The organism is Gimesia sp. (assembly GCF_040219335.1).
GTDB lineage: Bacteria > Planctomycetota > Planctomycetia > Planctomycetales > Planctomycetaceae > Gimesia.
The window spans coordinates 149,837-167,906 of record NZ_JAVJSQ010000006.1 but is presented as its reverse complement, the minus strand read 5'-3'; the positions used below and the strand labels follow the sequence as shown (position 1 = coordinate 167,906).

At 54.6% G+C, this 18,070-nt stretch carries 9 protein-coding genes; 2 read left to right on the top strand and 7 right to left on the bottom strand.

Annotation, left to right across the window (positions count from 1 at the left end):
- Positions 1-2 precede the first annotated feature (2 nt).
- The 7 genes from RID21_RS06785 to RID21_RS06755 form a co-directional block, all read right to left on the bottom strand.
- On the bottom strand, positions 3-1,259 hold the full coding sequence (locus RID21_RS06785; protein WP_350187905.1) for an efflux RND transporter periplasmic adaptor subunit: 1,257 nt from the start codon (positions 1,257-1,259) through the stop codon (positions 3-5).
- A 76-nt stretch (positions 1,260-1,335) separates the two neighbouring features.
- On the bottom strand, positions 1,336-2,064 hold the full coding sequence (locus RID21_RS06780; RefSeq protein ID WP_350187904.1) for a TetR/AcrR family transcriptional regulator: 729 nt from the start codon (positions 2,062-2,064) through the stop codon (positions 1,336-1,338).
- 290 nt (positions 2,065-2,354) lie between these two features.
- Positions 2,355-3,791: a sigma-54-dependent transcriptional regulator gene (locus RID21_RS06775; RefSeq protein ID WP_350187903.1), complete on the bottom strand. Its 1,437-nt coding sequence runs from the start codon at positions 3,789-3,791 to the stop codon at positions 2,355-2,357.
- A gap of 162 nt (positions 3,792-3,953) precedes the next feature.
- Complete coding sequence (locus RID21_RS06770; protein ID WP_350187902.1) at positions 3,954-4,688, bottom strand: sensor histidine kinase; 735 nt, start codon at positions 4,686-4,688, stop codon at positions 3,954-3,956.
- A gap of 264 nt (positions 4,689-4,952) precedes the next feature.
- Complete coding sequence (gene pnp / locus RID21_RS06765; protein ID WP_350187901.1) at positions 4,953-7,088, bottom strand: polyribonucleotide nucleotidyltransferase; 2,136 nt, start codon at positions 7,086-7,088, stop codon at positions 4,953-4,955.
- A 55-nt stretch (positions 7,089-7,143) separates the two neighbouring features.
- Positions 7,144-7,413 carry a 30S ribosomal protein S15 gene (gene rpsO, locus RID21_RS06760; protein ID WP_145041487.1) on the bottom strand — a complete coding sequence of 90 codons (270 nt, stop codon included), beginning with the start codon at positions 7,411-7,413 and terminating at the stop codon, positions 7,144-7,146.
- Positions 7,414-7,722: 309 nt separating this feature from the next.
- On the bottom strand, positions 7,723-10,044 hold the full coding sequence (locus RID21_RS06755; protein WP_350187900.1) for an NfeD family protein: 2,322 nt from the start codon (positions 10,042-10,044) through the stop codon (positions 7,723-7,725).
- Positions 10,045-10,493: 449 nt separating this feature from the next.
- Here RID21_RS06755 and RID21_RS06750 point away from each other — a divergent pair, with 449 nt between their 5' ends.
- Both RID21_RS06750 and RID21_RS06745 read left to right on the top strand, forming a co-directional pair.
- Positions 10,494-15,065: a DEAD/DEAH box helicase gene (locus RID21_RS06750; RefSeq protein ID WP_350187899.1), complete on the top strand. Its 4,572-nt coding sequence runs from the start codon at positions 10,494-10,496 to the stop codon at positions 15,063-15,065.
- 39 nt (positions 15,066-15,104) lie between these two features.
- Positions 15,105-18,050, top strand: coding sequence for a tetratricopeptide repeat protein (locus RID21_RS06745; protein WP_350187898.1), 2,946 nt, complete (start codon positions 15,105-15,107; stop codon positions 18,048-18,050).
- Positions 18,051-18,070: the final 20 nt, after the last annotated feature.

The window sequence follows — 18,070 nt, the reverse complement described above, 5'->3', positions numbered from 1 at the left end:
AATCAGGAATCGGACTTGATCACCACCCGTTGATTATTCGCCAGTTTATGAATTCCATCCACGACCATCCGGTCTCCTGATTTCAATGTCCCCCGGACGAGGACCCGGTCACCTTCCGTATGCAGAACTTCGATCTGCCGTTTCTCCAGAATCAATTCCCCTTCCACTTTCCCCGGTACGACAGCATACGCCGACCAGAGGCCGCGTTCTCCCCGTGCCAGGGCACTGAGTGGCAGCCAGAAGCCCCGCATTTCCACAGGCTCTTCCATCGCAAGACGAATCACCTGCCCGGGAATCAACTGTTCGGCAGCCTGTTTATCGAGTGCCAGTACGACTTCACGGGTGCGGGTCACCGGATCAAGTTCGGGCAGGACCGCTTTCAGAGTTGACTGGTATGTTTTACCATTGAGTTGTACCTGCTGACGGGCACCACGCTTCAGACCGGGTGTCATTTCGACTGGCACCCCGATGTGGGCTTCAAGCTGTTGATCTTCTACCAGTCGCAGCAGCGGTGTCTCGGGGGAAATCACGGTCCCTTCATCTGCATAGCGTTTCGAGATGCGTCCTGAGAATGGTGCTTTGAGTACCGTGTCTTCCAGATCGATCTGGTTGTCTTCCAACTGGGCATCCAGGTTGGCGACGACCGCTTTCTGAGCAGCCAGCTGTTCCTTGCGCGTCCCTTCCTTCAGTTCCGAGAGTTGACTCTTTGCAGCATCGAGCTGTGCCTGCTGCTGCTGGACATCGTATTGCGAAGCTTCATACACAGACTTGGAGATTGCATTGCGTTCCAACAGTTGTTCGTTGCGGGCATGGTCCGCCTGCAGATTATTCAGCCTGGCGATCAGCTGTCTGACGGTGGCCTCGGCGGCGGCAATGGTCTGGGGACGTGGACCGGCTACCAGCTCATCCAGCTTGGCCTGGGCAGCATCGCGTTCTGCCTGGAGCTTCTGACGGACAATCTTCAAATGGCGGGTGTCGAGCCGGGCCAGGATCATGTCGGCTTTGACCGGATCTCCCTCGTCCACGTTGATCTCAATCAACTTGCCGCTGCGTTCCAGTGAGAGTTCACTGGTGCGTGCAGCTTCGACTTTACCGGTATAGGTGCGTTTCCGCGCAAATGAATCGACAGGTTTCAGCTCTAAGACTTCAACGGGAATCCCCTGCTCCAGAGGCTGCTGTTTCGCGGTCACTTCTGTGGAGAAGGCCTGCTTATGAAACAACCAGTAGCCGCCGGTCAGACAGACCATCAGCGCGAGCATCAAAGGGAGTCTCAGTCGCCTGAACAGGTATGAGGCAAATTGACGATTCGTCAACTTCGGATCAAAAAAAAGCGTCTCAGACAGAGATCTGCTGGAGTTCATTTCCAAACACCTCCTCGCTGACACGATCAAAGACCGCATCGTAGTCGACGGTAGAACTGAGCGGCTGCCACTCGATTCCATCCAGAAAACGATTGAAATTACGACGCAGCATTTCGAAGGGCGCAGAAATTCCGATTTCATCCAGCGAATTACTGGTGGCGATGATCGAATAGCCCCCGAAGGAGAGCGACCAGAGACCGAAGACGATTTCTTCGGGTGTTGCGTGATCGTCCAGGACGAGATCATCCCGGGCAATGGCATCACGAACGATGCCTCCTACAACCCCCATGCAGCGATGTTCACAGTTGGCCATAATCTTCCGCCGTTCCTCTGAGGTCTTTTCCCAGATGGAATCGAGGCGAATCGTCTGCTCGACCCGGAAGTGATCGGGGTAGAGTTTCACAAACAGTTCAGCAGCGGTTCCGATGGCGGCAATACGCTCGCGCGATGTCCCCTGGAAGAGGGACGCCTTTTCGAACATCGCCAATCGCTTTTCCAGCGTCTGGATCGCGAGGGTGATAATGATCTCTTCTTTGCAGGAGAAGTGATTGTAGATCGTCCCTTTGGAGTACTCGAGCATGCTGGTCAGGCGGTCCATATTCAGACCGTTATAGCCCCCCTCAATGAACATGGGACGGGCGCATTCGAGGATTTTGGCCTCGCGTTCCTGAATTTCACGTTGTTTGCGTTCTCGTGTACTCATCGTGTCCTTATTTTGACGGATCGTCAATATTTGTCAAGATGTCGCAGGAAATTATTCATTTTCCCGGCGTACCTGGGCAGATAAATGGTTTACCTGCTGCAGCTCACGCGGACATCTATCACACCGATACCATTACTAATTAAGGACTTACGGAACAAGCCCCCAAGAAGGCACTCGAAAGACAGATGGAGAAGAATTGAGGGACTTTAGAATGGGAAGACAGCAACAAGGTCTGTTCACTGCGCCAAATCGAGAGCGAAAGGGGCTGTTGAAGAGGCTGGCAGCGAGGGTCAGACGCCCCCCTGCTCCTCTTTCTGCTTCTGATACTCTTTGAGCTTCCGGTAGAGGGTTCGCTCACCAATGCCCAGCATCTTGGCTGCTTCTTCCCGCTTGCCATCCGCCAGATCGAGGGCCCGCTCAATGTAGTAGCGTTCTACCTCAGAGAAAGGACGGCCAATGAGAAAATCGGCTCCGGAACGATCCGAGGTATAGCTGCTGTCTCCATCCGGTCCCGCGACAGGTACGATCTCTTCAGGCAGGTCGTCCAGATCCAGAATCCCATCAGTGTCCAGCACCAGCATTCGCTCGGCGGCATTGCGGAGTTGACGGATATTGCCAGGCCAGTCGTATGACATCAGCGCGCGACGGGCGGCCCGCGAAACACCTTCGTAAGGCTTGTCGTACTGGGCAGAGAGCTCTTTCAGGAAATGATCGGTCAGCAGCGGTATGTCCCCCCGCCGCTCCCGGAGTGGGGGCAGCTCGATTTTTACCACTGACAGCCGATAGTACAGATCCTGTCGGAAGGTTCCCTTCTTCACCATTTCGAGCAGATCCGCATTCGTCGCAGCCACCAGGCGAACGTTGAGACTGATCTCTTCATTGGTTCCCAGGCGGGCAATCTTACGGTCTTCCAGAACACGCAGCAGTTTGATCTGTGTCTGCATCGGCATTTCGCCAACTTCATCCAGGAACAGGGTTCCCCCGTTGGCATGCTCGAACTTACCAATCCGCTTACCGACGGCACCGGTAAAGGCCCCCTGCTCGTGTCCGAAGAGTTCACTCTCCAAAATACTGTCCGGGAGTGCCGAGATGTTGAGGGGAACGAAAGGCTTGCTCTTACGCTCACTGTTCTGATGGATCGCACGCGCGACGAGTTCTTTCCCGGTTCCGCTCTCACCTTCGATCAGCACGGTGCTGTTGGTCGAAGCGACATTCTTCAGCTTTTCAACAATCGTATGCATCTGGGGCGTGTTACCGATCACGCCTTCGAAGCCGAACTTTTCATCCAGTCGGCGATGCAATTCTGCATTCCGTCGCATGAGACGGACGCGGGTGGATGCCTTTTCGACTGCGTTGCGGAGTTCGTTGATATCCAGCGGTTTGGTCAGGTAAGTGTAGGCCCCGAGTTGCATCGCAGTTACAGCGGAGTTGATTGAGCCATGACCGGTCAGCACGATGACTTCAGCGTCGGGAAGTTCTTCCTTGGCAGTGCGGAGGATCGAGAGACCATCGACGCCATCCATGCGGAGGTCGGTAATCACGATGTCTGCCGTTTCGCGTTCAATCAGTTTGGCACCCTGCTCCCCTGAGGTGGCGATTTTACACTCGCAGCCGACCCGCTCCAGGCTTTCTGCCACCGCCTGGGCATGTGCTTCATCGTCATCAATGATCAGGACACGAATAACGATTGATTCAAGATCAGTTTCCGGGGCGTCTTTTGCGCTCATCGAGCAGACTTTCTGCCTTCTATCTGTTAGGAACCTAAAATGCAGTCATCAGGGGCTGACCGTCGTGCACCATGTTTTCCCGAAGGAACGGACACAGCCGGACGGACAGAATACATCTTATTCAAGTCGAAAATGTAATGAAATTGTGCAGGGAACCATTCTTCAGCAAACGGGGAAGGAAATGGTAAACCGCGTCCCGCGACCGGGTTCACTGTCACATTCAATCGTGCCGTGATGGGCGTCGACGATCTTTTTGACCGTGGGCAGCCCCAGACCACTGCCTCCCGCTTTCGTAGAAAAGAAGGCATCGAACATCCGCGACTTAACCTTTTCATCGATGCCTTTACCGTTATCGATGATGTCCAGGTAGACGGTGCCATCCCGATGCGATGTCTGTAATTCGATCAGACCGCCATCGGGCATTGCCTGGACCACGTTCAGCGCCAGGTTCATCAACACCTGCCGAAACAGGGCTGGATCGATCTGGACCGCAGGCAGGTCTGCATCGAAGTGCGGGCTGATTTCGATGCCTGCTTCATTGGCCTGAGGGCGGAAGAAGTCGATGAAGTCGCTTACCAGTGTATTCAGATTGGCGGTGGTCAGTGCCAGCTTCCCTACCCGGGCAAACTGCAGGAAGGCATCCAGGATGTCCTGCAGGTGTTTGCATTCCCGCTGCACGCTTTCGACTTTTTTGAGCATGCGATGTCGGGCGGGGACATCCAGTGTTTCCAGATCTTCAGTGAGCAGTTCGAGGTTCATGCTCATCGTGGAGAGAGGATTTTTGATTTCATGCGCTAAGCCGCCGGCCAGCGTTGCGATTTCGGAATACTGGGCTTCCAGCTTTTCCCGTTCTGCAACACTCAGCGGGCTCTCGTTGACTGCGGATGGTCTCTGCATGGTTACTTCCCAACCGGACGGATAAAATAGTGGAGCACGATGGTCTGATGTTCCACTCTTGTATCAGAAACTGCTGTTTCAAAAATAAAACGATGAAGTCATCTCAAATCGAGCTCCTTCATCGTTTTATATTTATCTCAGATCAAAAAGAGTGACTGAGCCATTTTAAGTCAGACCTGGAATGACGGGATTTTCGGCAGTTCAACACATTCGCTGGTGTGTGGTTTGCTTTGAATCCCAGTCAATTCAAGTGATCAATGGCCCCTACTCTTCTTCCGCTGCAGCAGCGTCGCCATTTCCTTCCGCACCAGCCTGTTCAGCCAGAACCGCTTTGCGGGAGAGTTTGACGCGGTTCTGATCATCGACAGCGATGACCTTCACCTGCAGACGGTCGCCCATTTTACAGATGTCACTGACCGATTTCACGAACCCATCCGACAGTTCGCTGATGTGGCAGAGACCATCTTTACCGGGAGCAATCTCAATGAATGCACCGAATTCTTTGATCGAACTGACCACACCATCGTAAATCCGTCCGACGCGAATCTCTTCGGTCAGGGCTTCAATGTGAGCCAGGGCTTTCTCTACGATTTCTACATTGCCACCAGAGATGGTAACAGTACCGTCGTCTTGAATATCGATGGTTGCACCAGTGTCTTCCTGGATCGCACGGATAGTCTTACCACCGGGACCGATGAGCAGACCAATCTTTTCGGGATTGATCTTGGTCTGGTGCAGACGTGGTGCGTAGGCAGAGATTTCTGCCCGGGGACGACGAATGGCGGTGAGCATGGTTCGCAGCAGTTCCAGACGGGCCTTTTTGGCGGCTTCCAGAGTGGCTTTGATAATATCTTCACCAATACCATCGTTTTTCAGGTCGAGCTGAATCCCGGTGATCCCTTTCTGGGTACCGGCGACTTTGAAGTCCATATCGCAGAAGTGGTCTTCATCGCCGATGATGTCGGTCAGAACTTTGAAGTCGTCTCCCTGAGTCACCAGACCGATTGAGATCCCGGCAACAGGCTGACGCAGCGGGACACCAGCGTCCATCAGCGAAAGAGTCGCCGAGCAGACAGAGGCCATCGAGCTACTACCGTTGGATTCCAGAATATCGGAGATCACGCGGATGGTGTAAGGGAAGTCTTCTTCGCTGGGCAGTACCGGTGCAACGGAACGTTCTGCCAGACAGCCGTGACCAATTTCACGACGTCCTGGTCCACGAATCGGGCGACATTCACCCACGGAGAACGAAGGGAAGTAGTAGTGCAGCATGAACCGCTGCAGTTCTTCTTCAAACAGACCATCAACCCGCTGCTGGTCACGCGATGTACCCAGGGTAACGGTTGCCATGGACTGAGTTTCGCCACGCGTGAAGACGGCAGAACCATGCACGCGAGGGAGTGTCGATGTCTCACAGGCGACATCCCGCAGCTGATCGGGAGTACGACCATCCAGACGACGACCGCTCATTGCCAGTTCGCGAACAGCCCGTTGTTCCAGATCATGGAAGGCTTCTTCGAACTGAGCGCGAGTTGCGCCGTCTGCTGTTTCTTTTGCTTCTTCGGGGAAGAACTTTTCTACCAGTTCGTTGTGAATGACTTTGGTGCCTTCACGACGTTCTGCTTTGACCGTGCTCTGCATGGCAGCGGCCAGTTTCTGGTAGATGGGATCATCCAGTTTCGCGATGAAGGGATTTTCCGGAGGTGCTTCGTACACGAAAGGCTCAACACCGGCCTTTTCACGCAGTTCCAGCTGCAGATCAATGATCTTCTTCAGCTCGGAATGAGCGTGCATGATTGCTGCTGACATCTCGTCTTCGGGAATCTGACTTCCGAAACCTTCGATCATCAGAACCGATTTGCTTGAGCCGGCGACGATCAGATCCAGGTCGCTTTCAGCGATCTGTTCCCGGGTCGGGAAGGTAATCAGCTCGCCATTGATGCGTCCCAGGCGAACGGCACCAATTGGTCCCTGGAAGGGAACCGGAGAGAGACACAGTGCCGCACTGGCACCGTTGATGGAAAGCACGTCAGGATCGTTAAATCCATCGCAGGACATGACGTTAGACATGACCTGCAATTCATCTTTAAATTCTTTGGGAAACAGGGGACGAATCGGACGGTCGGTCAAGCGTGCCGTCAGGATTTCCTTGGTGGTAGGACGTCCTTCCCGTTTTAAAAATCCACCGGGGAACTTGCCTGCAGCAGCAGATCGTTCCCGATAATCAACTGTCAGAGGGAAAAAGTCAGTTCCCTCTCTTGCAGAGCCTGTCGCCGTTGCGACAAAGACAACAGTTTCACCATATTGAACAAGAACAGCCCCTGCGGCCTGCTTCGCTAACTGACCAGTTGTAAGACTAAGTTTCTGTCCGCCAACCTCACATTCAACAACTACTTTCACAATAATTTCCTAATTCTTTTCCGACAAACCGACAAAGATCAGCGAACAATCGAAATTACTTTCTGATATTCAGCCGATCGAGAATTTCCCTATAGCTTTCTGCATTCTTTTTGTGCAAATAATCCAGCAGACCACGGCGGCGACTGACCATCTGCAGCAGGCCACGACGACTCGCGTGATCTTTCACGTTGGACCGGAGGTGCTCGGTTAAATTAACAATCCGTTCGGTAAGCACAGCAATCTGCACTTCAGCAGATCCGGTATCCCCTTGTTTCGACTGATACTCTTGAATCAATTCTGCTCTTCGTTCCTGAGTGACTGACATTCTTTCACTTAAACCTTTACAACAAACAACTTGACAAACAGAGAAGATCGGGGACTTCCCCATGCAAAGACAGCCACTACGATCCTTGTCTGGACTTTCTGAGACGGGTAATGGCGAGAGAAAACAAAGCTATTACGCTAGCTTTCAGGGTATTTAAGCACTTAATGTAGCAATTTGAATAGATTATTCAATGGATACGCTAGACGGTTTATAAAAACGTTTCTGAATCGATTTAAACCGTCAGCATACCCTGACAACCGGAAAAGAGTGCACAAATAAACCCCAGCCACAGACAGCAACCCGCTCACCCTAAGCAGTTTCCTCATCGGGAGTTACTTCACGCACCACAATTTCATTCCCTTGAATTTGTGCAATTTCTACCGGTACCCCTACCTGAATGTAGGGGCCTTCGCTGATCACATCGACCCAGACTCCGTCAATTTCAACCCGTCCTGCGGGTCGTAAAACGGACGTGGTGACACCGTGCATGCCCACTTTTAGCTCCAGGCCATGACGGTGGACACTGGCCAGGTTGCCGAGCAGTTCGGGGTCCAGGCGGATCTCGTGACCGCCAGGACGCTGATCGTCGCCCGGGGGTGCGAGAATAATCGAACTCATCAGCCGCGACTCGGGGAGAAACCGATTCAGAATCAACGCCAGCACAATAACCGTCACCAGGGAGGCACTCATGGTGCCGACCGTATTGGTCATGTTGGTGAAATCGGAACCGGGACGCAGTGTATTGAAATCCCCGAAGGTCTGGCTGGCTAAAATGATCGAAGAGACGATCAGCAGCCCTCCGGAAACGCCGAAGATCCCGAAACCGGGAATGACGAAGATCTCCATCAGAATGCAGATCATGCCGATCACGAACAGGACGATCTCGAGGTATCCAGCAGTCCCTCCCAGGAATTTGCTCCAGAAAAACAAGCCGAAACAGACGGCTGACATGATTCCGAACATCCCGGTCAGCGTGTAGAGTTCGAGGTAGATGAACAGGGCTCCCATGAAAAACAGCAGAAAGGTCACCGCTCCCGTGTTAAGGTAAAAAACGAGGGTATCGACCCAGGTGCGCCCGACTGCTTTCAAGTTGACACCAGCGGCAATTCCCAGGCGCTGCTTGAGTTCATCCATTTCACGTACGGGAGGCTCTGCGAGTTTGAGTTCGTGAGCCCGAACGCCGTTGACGGTCAACAGGTTGCCCTTTTTCGACTCGGGAATCATAGGGCCTTTGATCCATTCCCCGTTCGATTCATGAATTTCGGTATCGGACATGAACCAGAGCTGACCGGTTTTGCTGTTGGTGACTTCAAAGACTTCGAGGTCTTTATCCATCATCGCTTCACAGACCGCCGGCGGTCGGCCTTTCTTTTCCGCGAGATCGCGAATCGTTACCCGGATCGGACTCAGAATTTTTTCCGGTACGAATTCGAACTGCCCATTTTTGTTCTCATGCATCACCCCCGCATCGCCAATCTGCCCGTTGGGTTTGAGGAAAATCTCATCACAGCCCAAGGCAATAATCGCGGCACTGCTCATGGCACGTTCGGGGATATAGGCGACAGTACGGACCTTACTGGATTCGAGATCGGCAATCCGGTTTGCCAGATTCATCCCGGAAAGCAGGTATCCACCGCCGGAATCGATTTCGAATACCAGCATATTGGCCCCGGAATTGACGGCCCGATTGATCTGCCGTTCGATGAACGTTTCCAGAATGGGTGAAATCATCCCGTCGACCTTGATCAACATTACTTTAGGCGCTTCTCCCACCGTCGGATCGTCGCGCAGCTTTTCCCGCGGAATGCCGTAGAATTCGGAGAGATCTCCCCGGGAATGGGCCAGTTGCTGGACCAGCACATCGACGGCCCGGGCTTTGCTGCCCGAAAAAACGCCCAGCGAACCGACTTCTTTGATGGTTTCCACATCGGTGATCACGGCCTGATTGTCCCGCAGTCGCTTCAGTTCTTCGGGAGTGACCACCCGCGATTCGACCTGCTTATTCTTGCCCTCGCCCTGCTGGATTTTCACTTTCAGGACGGCCTGCTGCGGATCCATCATGCCCAGAGCCAGTGCCCGGCTCAGCTTGGGATTGTGCCGTTTTTCCACGATCGAGAGCACAAACTGCTGTTCGTCCCGATCCAGTGCTTTGCCGTATCCGATGTCGCCCAGTTCTGCATCGGGGTGCATCACGATTTCATCACAGGCCAGTGCCAGAACCACGTTATTACCGATGACGGTCTCCGGGATCCAGGCAATTGTTTTCAAGCTGGATAATTTAGACGAGGCCAGAAATTTCGCCAGTCCCTGCACCTGGTGAAAGGGGCTCGAACCGGGTGTGATTTTAAGCACCAGATAGCCGGTCTCTCCGGCTTGAGCAGCTTCGTTCTGCAGTGCCAGGGCGGCATTGGTCACGCGTCCGTAGGTGACCTCACCCACGGGACTTTCGATTGACATGAACTGCGCGGGAATCGATGGGGGCCCGTCGGGCTCTGCTTTCTTAGCAGGTGGATCCGCTGGTTTATCAGATTTGGGAGCCTGTTTTGCAGGATCAGCCTGGAGCGCAGAATTTCCGTTGAGCACTAAAAGTCCCAGAATCAAGGCCAGGAACATCTGGTTGACGTGTTTCATGTTGTGACTTTCAATCAGGTCTGAACTGCAAAGGCTGAACTCAAATTCGCGGTCTCAGCTGTCGGCCTCAAGATGGGACAGCGCCCCGGCTCTACCACTATAATGAGTTTCGGAAGAGGGGGTGTACTCATTTAACGGTATTTTATCCCACAGGGATCATTTCCTGCACAAAAATTATAGATGATTTTCCCATTCGAAATAAGGCCCTGATTTTCATTCCAGCCCGAACAGAATGAATCTTCACAAATCGTAGCGTTTCTCTCTAGACAGATGGGAGACACTTCATGTTCATCGTAAAAGCCTCGATTACGTTCACTGTTGAGAGACGCGCGTGTCTCAACAATCCTGACCTGTGAAACCGTAAGAATTTCGGAGAAAACAGGTTAAATTTTCAGCGGTCACTCCTTACAATACAGGGACGAATCGTATCAGCACCCTAAAGGGCAACCATGTCATTCTACGGCTATCACCCCATCATCGAAAAGTGGTTTCGCAAACGCTTTGCGGGCCCTACCGAACCGCAGCAGCAGGGCTGGCCCTGCATCAACCGGGGTGAGCACACACTGATTTCCGCCCCCACCGGGAGTGGTAAGACATTGACGGCGTTTCTTTCAGTGATCGATCGCATCGTGAAACGCTCACTGGAAGGCGACCTGGATGATGAGACCGTGGTCGTTTACGTCTCCCCGTTACGGGCGCTCTCCAATGACATGCATCGCAACCTGACCGAGCCGCTGGAAGAAATTTCCGAGTTGCTCGAAGAAGAAGGCTACCTGTTCACGCCGATTCGCATCGGACTGCGCACCGGCGACACCCCTTCTTCTCAGCGTTCTGCGCTGGTCCGCCGTCCGCCCCATATTCTGGTGACGACTCCCGAATCGCTGTACCTGATGCTGACCGGCACTAAAAGCCGGGAGACATTGAAAACCGTCGATACTGTAATCGTCGACGAAATCCATGCTCTGCTCCGCGACAAACGGGGATCGCACTGGTCACTGACCCTCGAACGACTCGAAACACTGGTCGAGCATCCGCTGCAGCGGATTGGGCTGTCAGCGACACAGAAGCCACTGGAACGAGTCGCACAATACCTGGTAGGAAACCGTCCCGAGATTGAGATCACGAGTTCTGCTCCCCCGGCACAGGAGAGTGCTCACCCCGAACGGACCTGCCGGATTGTGAATATCGGCCACTCCCGCACACTGGATGTGGCGATCCAGGTCCCCCCTTCGGAACTGAGTGCGATCTGCACTCACGAACAATGGGCGGAAGTGCTGGACCAGATCGTCGCGTTGATTGAATCTCATCACAGTACGCTGATCTTTGTCAACACACGGCGTCTGGCCGAACGGATTACCCATCAGCTGACCGAGCGACTGGGAGAAGAAGTCGTCGGCAGCCATCACGGCTCGTTGTCCGCCAAAATCCGGCATCGTACCGAGCAGAAGCTGAAAACAGGGGAGCTGAAGGCGGTCATCGCTACCGCGTCACTGGAACTGGGGATCGACGTCGGCTATATCGACCTGGTGGTACAGATCGGTTCGCCACGCGGCATCGCGACCTTCCTGCAGCGGATCGGTCGCTCGGGGCACTCACTGGGACTGGTGCCTAAAGGACGGATCTTCGCGCTCTCCCGCGATGAATTAATGGAAAGCATGGCCCTGGTTCGGTCGATCAAGCAGGGAATCCTGGATACAGTCCGCATGCCGGAAGCCCCGATCGATATTCTGGCCCAGCAGATCGTGGCGGAAGTCTCCAGCCAGGAATGGAACACTGAAGAACTGTTTGCAGCGGTTACGCGTTCGTATTCCTATCGCAATCTGAAACGGACCGACTTCGACAGCACGATTCAATTTCTGAGTGAAGGCATCAGCAGCACAGCCGGCCGCAGTCGCGTCTATCTGCACCATGACCAGGTACAGAAACGGGTCCGCAGTCGTAAGAATGCGCGTCTCGTCTCGACCATGAACGGCGGTGCGATTCCCGAAATCGCCTCGTACCGTGTCGTCACCGAAGACGATCAGACGGTGGTCGGATCGGTGGATGAAGAATTCGCCGTGGAAAGCATGGCCGGGGATGTCTTCCTGCTGGGCAACACGTCCTGGCAGATCCGCTACGTGCGTGGCGGCGATGTGACTGTGGTCGATGCCCACGGTGCGCCGCCGTCAATTCCCTTCTGGTTTGGTGAAGCACCGGGACGTTCGCTGGAGCTCTCGACCGAGATCTCGCATCTGCGGGAAGAACTATCTCAGCGAATTGAAGATCCCGAACAGGCGATTCTCTGGCTGACGACCGAATGCAATGTTGATGAATGGGCGGCCAAGCAGACGGTGGAATACATTCAGGCTCAGAAAGCGGCCCTGGGAATGGTGCCCACGCAGAAACGAATTGTCTTCGAGCGGTTCTTTGATGAATCCGGAGGTATGCAGCTGGTGATTCACGCCCCTTTTGGTGGCGACATCAACCGGGCCTGGGGTTATACGATGCGCAAGCGGTTCTGCCGCTCTTACAACTTTGAGCTGCAGGCGACCGCCGACGATAACGGCATCATTCTCTCGCTCGGGCCGCAGCATAGCTTTCCGCTGGAAAGTCTGTTTTCGATGCTCAATACCAGCAACGTGCAACAGCTGTCCGAACAGGCGATCCTGGATCATCCCATGTTCCATGTCCGCTGGCGGTGGAATGTGACGCGCTCCCTGCTCGTCTCCCGTATGCAGAACGGAAAAAAAGTTCCGCCTCCGCTGCAGCGGTTTCGCGCAGAAGACCTGCTGACCGCCGTCTTCCCCCGTCTGACCGGCTGTCCGGAAAACGAGATCGGCGAAATTGTCCGCCCTGATCATATTCTCGTCGACCAGACACTCTATGACTGTCTTAACGAACAACTCGATATCGACGGGCTCAAACAGGTACTCCTGGAAATTGAGCAGGAACAGATCAAGCTGATCCCCCGCGATACCCGGGAGCCATCCCCCTTCTGTTACGAGCTATTGAATTCCAGCCCGTATACCTTCCTGGACGGGGGCGAAGCCCAGGAACGACGCGCCCGAGCTGTAGCGACGCGGCACACACTGTCTGTGGAAAGTGTGGAAGATCTGGGACGACTGTCGCCCGAGGCAATTGCGCAGGTCTGCCAGGAAGCGCAGCCCCTGGTTCGCAATGCAGACGAATTCCACGATGTCCTGCTGGGACGGATTCATCTTCCCATCAACCAGTGTCCCGACTGGGCCGACTGGTATCACGAACTCGAAGCCACAGGACGCGCGACGACACTCACACGTGCGACTGACGATGCCATTCCAAGTTGGGTAGCGACCGAACGACTGCCCGCGGCCCTGGCTGCTTTCCCGGATTCCACACATGCACCTGCAGTCGATGTTCCTGCAGGCGTGCAGCAGGAATGGGAGTCGACCGAGGCCCGTACGGCCATCATTCGGGGACTGCTGGATACCTGTGGTCCCCTGTCGGTGGCGGAGCTTGCGGATCTGGCTGGCATGACCGAATCGCAGACCGAAGCGGCCCTGTATGCACTCGAAGGGGAAGGTTCTGCCATGCAGGGTTACTTCCGCGTGAAAGACCCAAACTGGGATCAGAGTGCAGATGAGGGACAGGAGCAGGCGGAAGTTAAAGAGTCAGACAGTGTCGTCCCACCCAAAGAATGGTGTCATCGCCGGCTGCTGTCCCGTATTCATCGTCTGACGCTGCAGGGACTAAGAGCCCAAGTGCAGCCTGTTGATCCCAGTGTGTTTATTCGTTATCTCACACATCACCACGGACTGGCTGGCGGCGAGAAACGGACCGGCACGAATGGTCTGTTCGAAGTACTCTCGATGCTGCAGGGGATTGACATCCCGGCGATCTGCTGGGAACGGGACATCCTGCCGGCACGCCTGTCGAATTATCAGAGTAATCAGCTGGACGAACTCTGTTTCACCGGCGAGATCGGCTGGGGGCGACTCTATCCTCCCAAGCGAAACCCAGATCAGGGGAAACCGATGACCGGCATTACCCGTAATGCGCCGGTCTCATTCTTTCTCCGCGAGGATATTCCCTGGCTGACCTGTTTCAACCCGGTGCAGTCAGAGAGCGAATCAGAAGAATCCTGCCTGAGCAGCCCGGCACAGGAAGTACAGGAACTGTTGACCCAGCGGGGTGCCCTGTTTGCCACCGATCTGATGACGGTGACCGAGTCACTCCCTTCGCAGATTGCTGATTCATTAGGCGAACTGATTGCCCGCGGTCTGGTCACTTCGGACAGTTTTTCCGGTATGCGACAGTTTACGCAGGACCGCTCCACACAGAAGCGGCGTTCTTCGCGGAAATCGCGGATCGGTCTGGTCCGCAAACGTTCGACTCCCAACAACACCGGACGCTGGTCAAGCTGGCGACGCGAGCCTGAAGAACCAATCGAAGAACGGGGACTCAAGCATTACGAAAATGTCGAACAGTGGGCGTGGCAGCTGCTCAGGCGGTGGGGCGTGGTCTTCCGCGACCTGCTGATTCGGGAACCCGGTGCACCGCGGTGGTTTGAACTGCTGCAGATCTTTCGTCGGCTGGAGGCTCGCGGTGAAATCCGCGGGGGTCGCTTTGTCACGGGCGTTGCCGGCGAGCAGTTTGCCATGTCGGGTACGATTCAGGAACTGAGAAAGTTACGGGATGAATCGGGCAGCGATGAACTCACGATCCTGTCCGCCGCCGACCCCCTGAACCTGGTGGGCATTCTGACCAAAGACGCACGCGTTCCCAGCACGGCTCACAATCGCCTGGCTTACTGGAACGGAAACCTGATCGCCTACTCGAAGAGCGAAGAACTGTTCCTGGTAACCAGGGTCAACGACAAACTCAAACGGGAACTCGTGCTCGGCTTCGGGCTCCCTCTGCCTGCAGGATCCAGTCTTGAACAGAACACCGTCGACGACGAAACGAATTCCTCAGACCAGTTGCAGACAGTCGAAGCAACTGAAACAGAGAACCCGGTTGAAGAGTCGACGCCACGAAAATCACCTCGCCCCTCATTTCTCTAAACACAGGAATGCCCCGGGGATTTTAATACGGAAGAGCGCATGCGGAAATATGTCATCTACTTTGCCCTGATTTACCTGATCACGGGACTGCTGCCCCCTGCTTCCCTGCCTGTCAGCCTTGTGCGTGCTGCGGAAACAGAGAAACCATCTGCTGTCAACGAACAGTTAACAACAGCTTACGAGCACCTGCAGCATGGGCGATACGCAGAGGCACGTGAAGCTTATGCAGAGGTCGAGAAGAAGCTGGCCGACGCCTCCTCCCAAACCAGCGAGGCGCACTGGAAGCTGATGCAGGGCCTGATGCGGATCGACATGGAGACGGGCGACACACCAGTTGCATTCCGTCGCCTGGAAACCGCGTTGAAACAGGATCCGCGTCGTGCAGAACTCCAAGCATGGGCCGCGAAGCTTTATTATGAGGCGGGCCAATATGAGAAGGCCGAAAAGCATGTCGCGACGGCGCTGACTCTGGACGCCGATCAACCGCGGGCGCATCTGATTCAGGCACACCTGCTCACCGAGGCAGGTAAGATTGAAGAAGCCAACGAAGCCTTCCGCTGGTTTGTCCGCTATTATAATCGTGCTCAACCGGAAGATGCGGAGACGCTGCTGGTGATCGCGGACGGCGCAACGCAGTATGCACGCTGGAACAGCGTTTCGCAGATCTTTAATTTCGTGGTCAACACGCTCTGCCCGGATGCTCTCAAAGATGACCCGCTGGCCTGGGAGGCGTCTTTCCTGAGCGGTTCCATCCTGCAGGAAAAATACAATCGACCACAGTCAGCCGAAGAATTCCAGGCGGCGCTGACGACGAATTCCCAGGCCGCGCCGGTTTACGTCGCACTGGCGGAGACCGCGGTTGAAATTCGCGAGTTCGATACCAGCAGCGAACTGCTGGAAAAGGCTCTGAAGATCAACCCGCGTCTGCTTTCCGCTCTACTGCTGAAATGCGACCTGGAGCTGATCAACGGACAGTACGCACAGGCTCTGAAAACCGTTGCAGAAGCCGAAAAGGTCAACTCCCGCAGTCAGCTGGTGCTGGCACGGAAGGCGGCCTGCTTTCTGCTGCTGGATGGCGTTCCCACGACCGACGAACTCAAGCCCTTCTTCGAGCATTCAGAAACGAAACCAGCGGTAAAATCATCCCGGTTTACTCAGCTATTGACTGATCTGCTGGCAGAGAATCCCAAACCGGGCTACTTTCTGTTTGAATTGGGGAACCTGCTCGAATTCAAACGGCAGTTCGCGTTTGCTGAGTTTGCTTACCTGAAAACCAGGGAACTGATGCCACAACTTTCCGGTCCTCAAACGTCCCTGGGAATGCTCTACATGCAGATGGGCCGGACAGATCTTGCTCAGGAAACCCTCAACGCTGCCTTCCAGGCCGACCCCTATCATGTGCGGGTCAGCAACATGCGCAAGGTTCTGGGCGTGCTGGAGTCTTACGGCTCGATCGTGACCGATCATTTTGTAATCCGCTATGATTCGAAAGCCGATTACATTCTCGGACAGTACATGGCGGACTATCTGGAAGAGATCTACCCGGAGATGGTAGCGCAGTTTGGCTACGAACCGCCGGGCAAAACGCAGTTTGAGATCTACCACGACGCCAAAGGACTCTCGGCCCATCAGTGGTTCAGTGCGCGGATGATCGGCCTGCCCTGGATTCAGACGATTGGTGCATCAACCGGCGCTGTCGTCGCGCTGACTTCCCCGACGGCCATGCAGGAACCATTCAACTGGGCCAGTGTCCTGAAACACGAACTGGTGCATGTCTTCACGCTGCAGCAGACGAAGTACAAAATCCCGCACTGGTTTACCGAAGCCCTGGCGGTTCGCAGTGAGAATTCAGCCCGACCGCAGAAATTTAATCAACTGCTGGTTGAACGGGTTCCTAAAAATGAAATCTACAGTCTCGATGAACTGGACGGCGTCTTCGTCCGTCCCAAATCGTCCGCGAACTGGAACTTCGCTTATTGCCAGAGTCTGCTTTGTGCTGACTTCATGGTGGCCGAGTTCGGAGACGACGCGCTGAAAAAGCTGCTGCTCTCCTATCAGGAGCAGGGATCGACTGCGACCGCCATTCAGGATTGCTTCGGGATCAGTCAGGACGAGTTTGAAAAACGTTACCATGCCTACCTCAAAAAGATTACCGCTTCACTGAAGGGGTATCAGTCCGAGGAGGAGGACCTGAGCTTTCGCGAGCTTCAGAAGCAGTACGAAGCCAATCAGAGTGATCCGGATCTTGCGGGGAAATACGCTTATCGCCTGCTCCGCCTGCGCAAGAAAGGGGAAGCCCGCAGCATTGCCAGGAAAGTGCTCGAAACACATCCTACTCAGGCCCAGGCAGCACTGACGATCGCACAGCTGGAACTGCTGTCCGAAGATCTGGACTCGGCACTCGCTGTTCTCCAGAAACCACTAACTACCAAAACACCAGACGTCGATGTGCTGAGTCTCGCCGGTAAGATCCTGCTGAAACAGACGAAGTTTGACGAAGCGCTGCCCGTTTACGAACAGGCGCATCAAACCTATCCTTATCAGACCGAATGGCTGCAGGGGCTGTCGATCATTTATCAGCAACAGAAAAAAGAGAAACAGCTACAGGAGGCACTGCTGAAACTCGTGCATCTGGATCCCAACGATGAAACGAGTATGAAACTGCTGATGGAGGGTTACCGGAAACAGGGAGACCTGGAACAGGCGCTGCGCTGGGGACAGGCAGCTTTACAGGTGGATGTGCTGGATCCGGAAACGCATCAGCAGCTTTCTGAAATCGCTTTGAAGCTGGACCGCAAACCGGTTGCCATTCGCGAACTCAAGATGCTGCTGCACCTGCAGGAGGACAACGCTGAACAGCGTTACCTGCTTGCTAAAACACTGCTGGATGCAGGACAACCAGAGGCAGCCCGGACTGAGCTGGATCTACTATTAAAACAGAACCCCACTCACGCCGAGGGGCTCAAACTGAAACAGAAACTGTAACACGCCCGACACGCATGGCG

Bases quoted from the DNA above. Each gene is read 5' to 3' on its own strand.
- RID21_RS06785 (WP_350187905.1), bottom strand. From the start codon at position 1,259: ATGCTCGCGCTGATGGTCTGTCTGACCGGCGGCTACTGGTTGTTTCAT.
- RID21_RS06780 (WP_350187904.1), bottom strand. From the start codon at position 2,064: ATGAGTACACGAGAACGCAAACAACGTGAAATTCAGGAACGCGAGGCC.
- RID21_RS06775 (WP_350187903.1), bottom strand. From the start codon at position 3,791: ATGAGCGCAAAAGACGCCCCGGAAACTGATCTTGAATCAATCGTTATT.
- RID21_RS06770 (WP_350187902.1), bottom strand. From the start codon at position 4,688: ATGCAGAGACCATCCGCAGTCAACGAGAGCCCGCTGAGTGTTGCAGAA.
- rpsO (WP_145041487.1), bottom strand. From the start codon at position 7,413: ATGTCAGTCACTCAGGAACGAAGAGCAGAATTGATTCAAGAGTATCAG.
- RID21_RS06755 (WP_350187900.1), bottom strand. From the start codon at position 10,044: ATGAAACACGTCAACCAGATGTTCCTGGCCTTGATTCTGGGACTTTTA.
- RID21_RS06750 (WP_350187899.1), top strand. From the start codon at position 10,494: ATGTCATTCTACGGCTATCACCCCATCATCGAAAAGTGGTTTCGCAAA.
- RID21_RS06745 (WP_350187898.1), top strand. From the start codon at position 15,105: ATGCGGAAATATGTCATCTACTTTGCCCTGATTTACCTGATCACGGGA.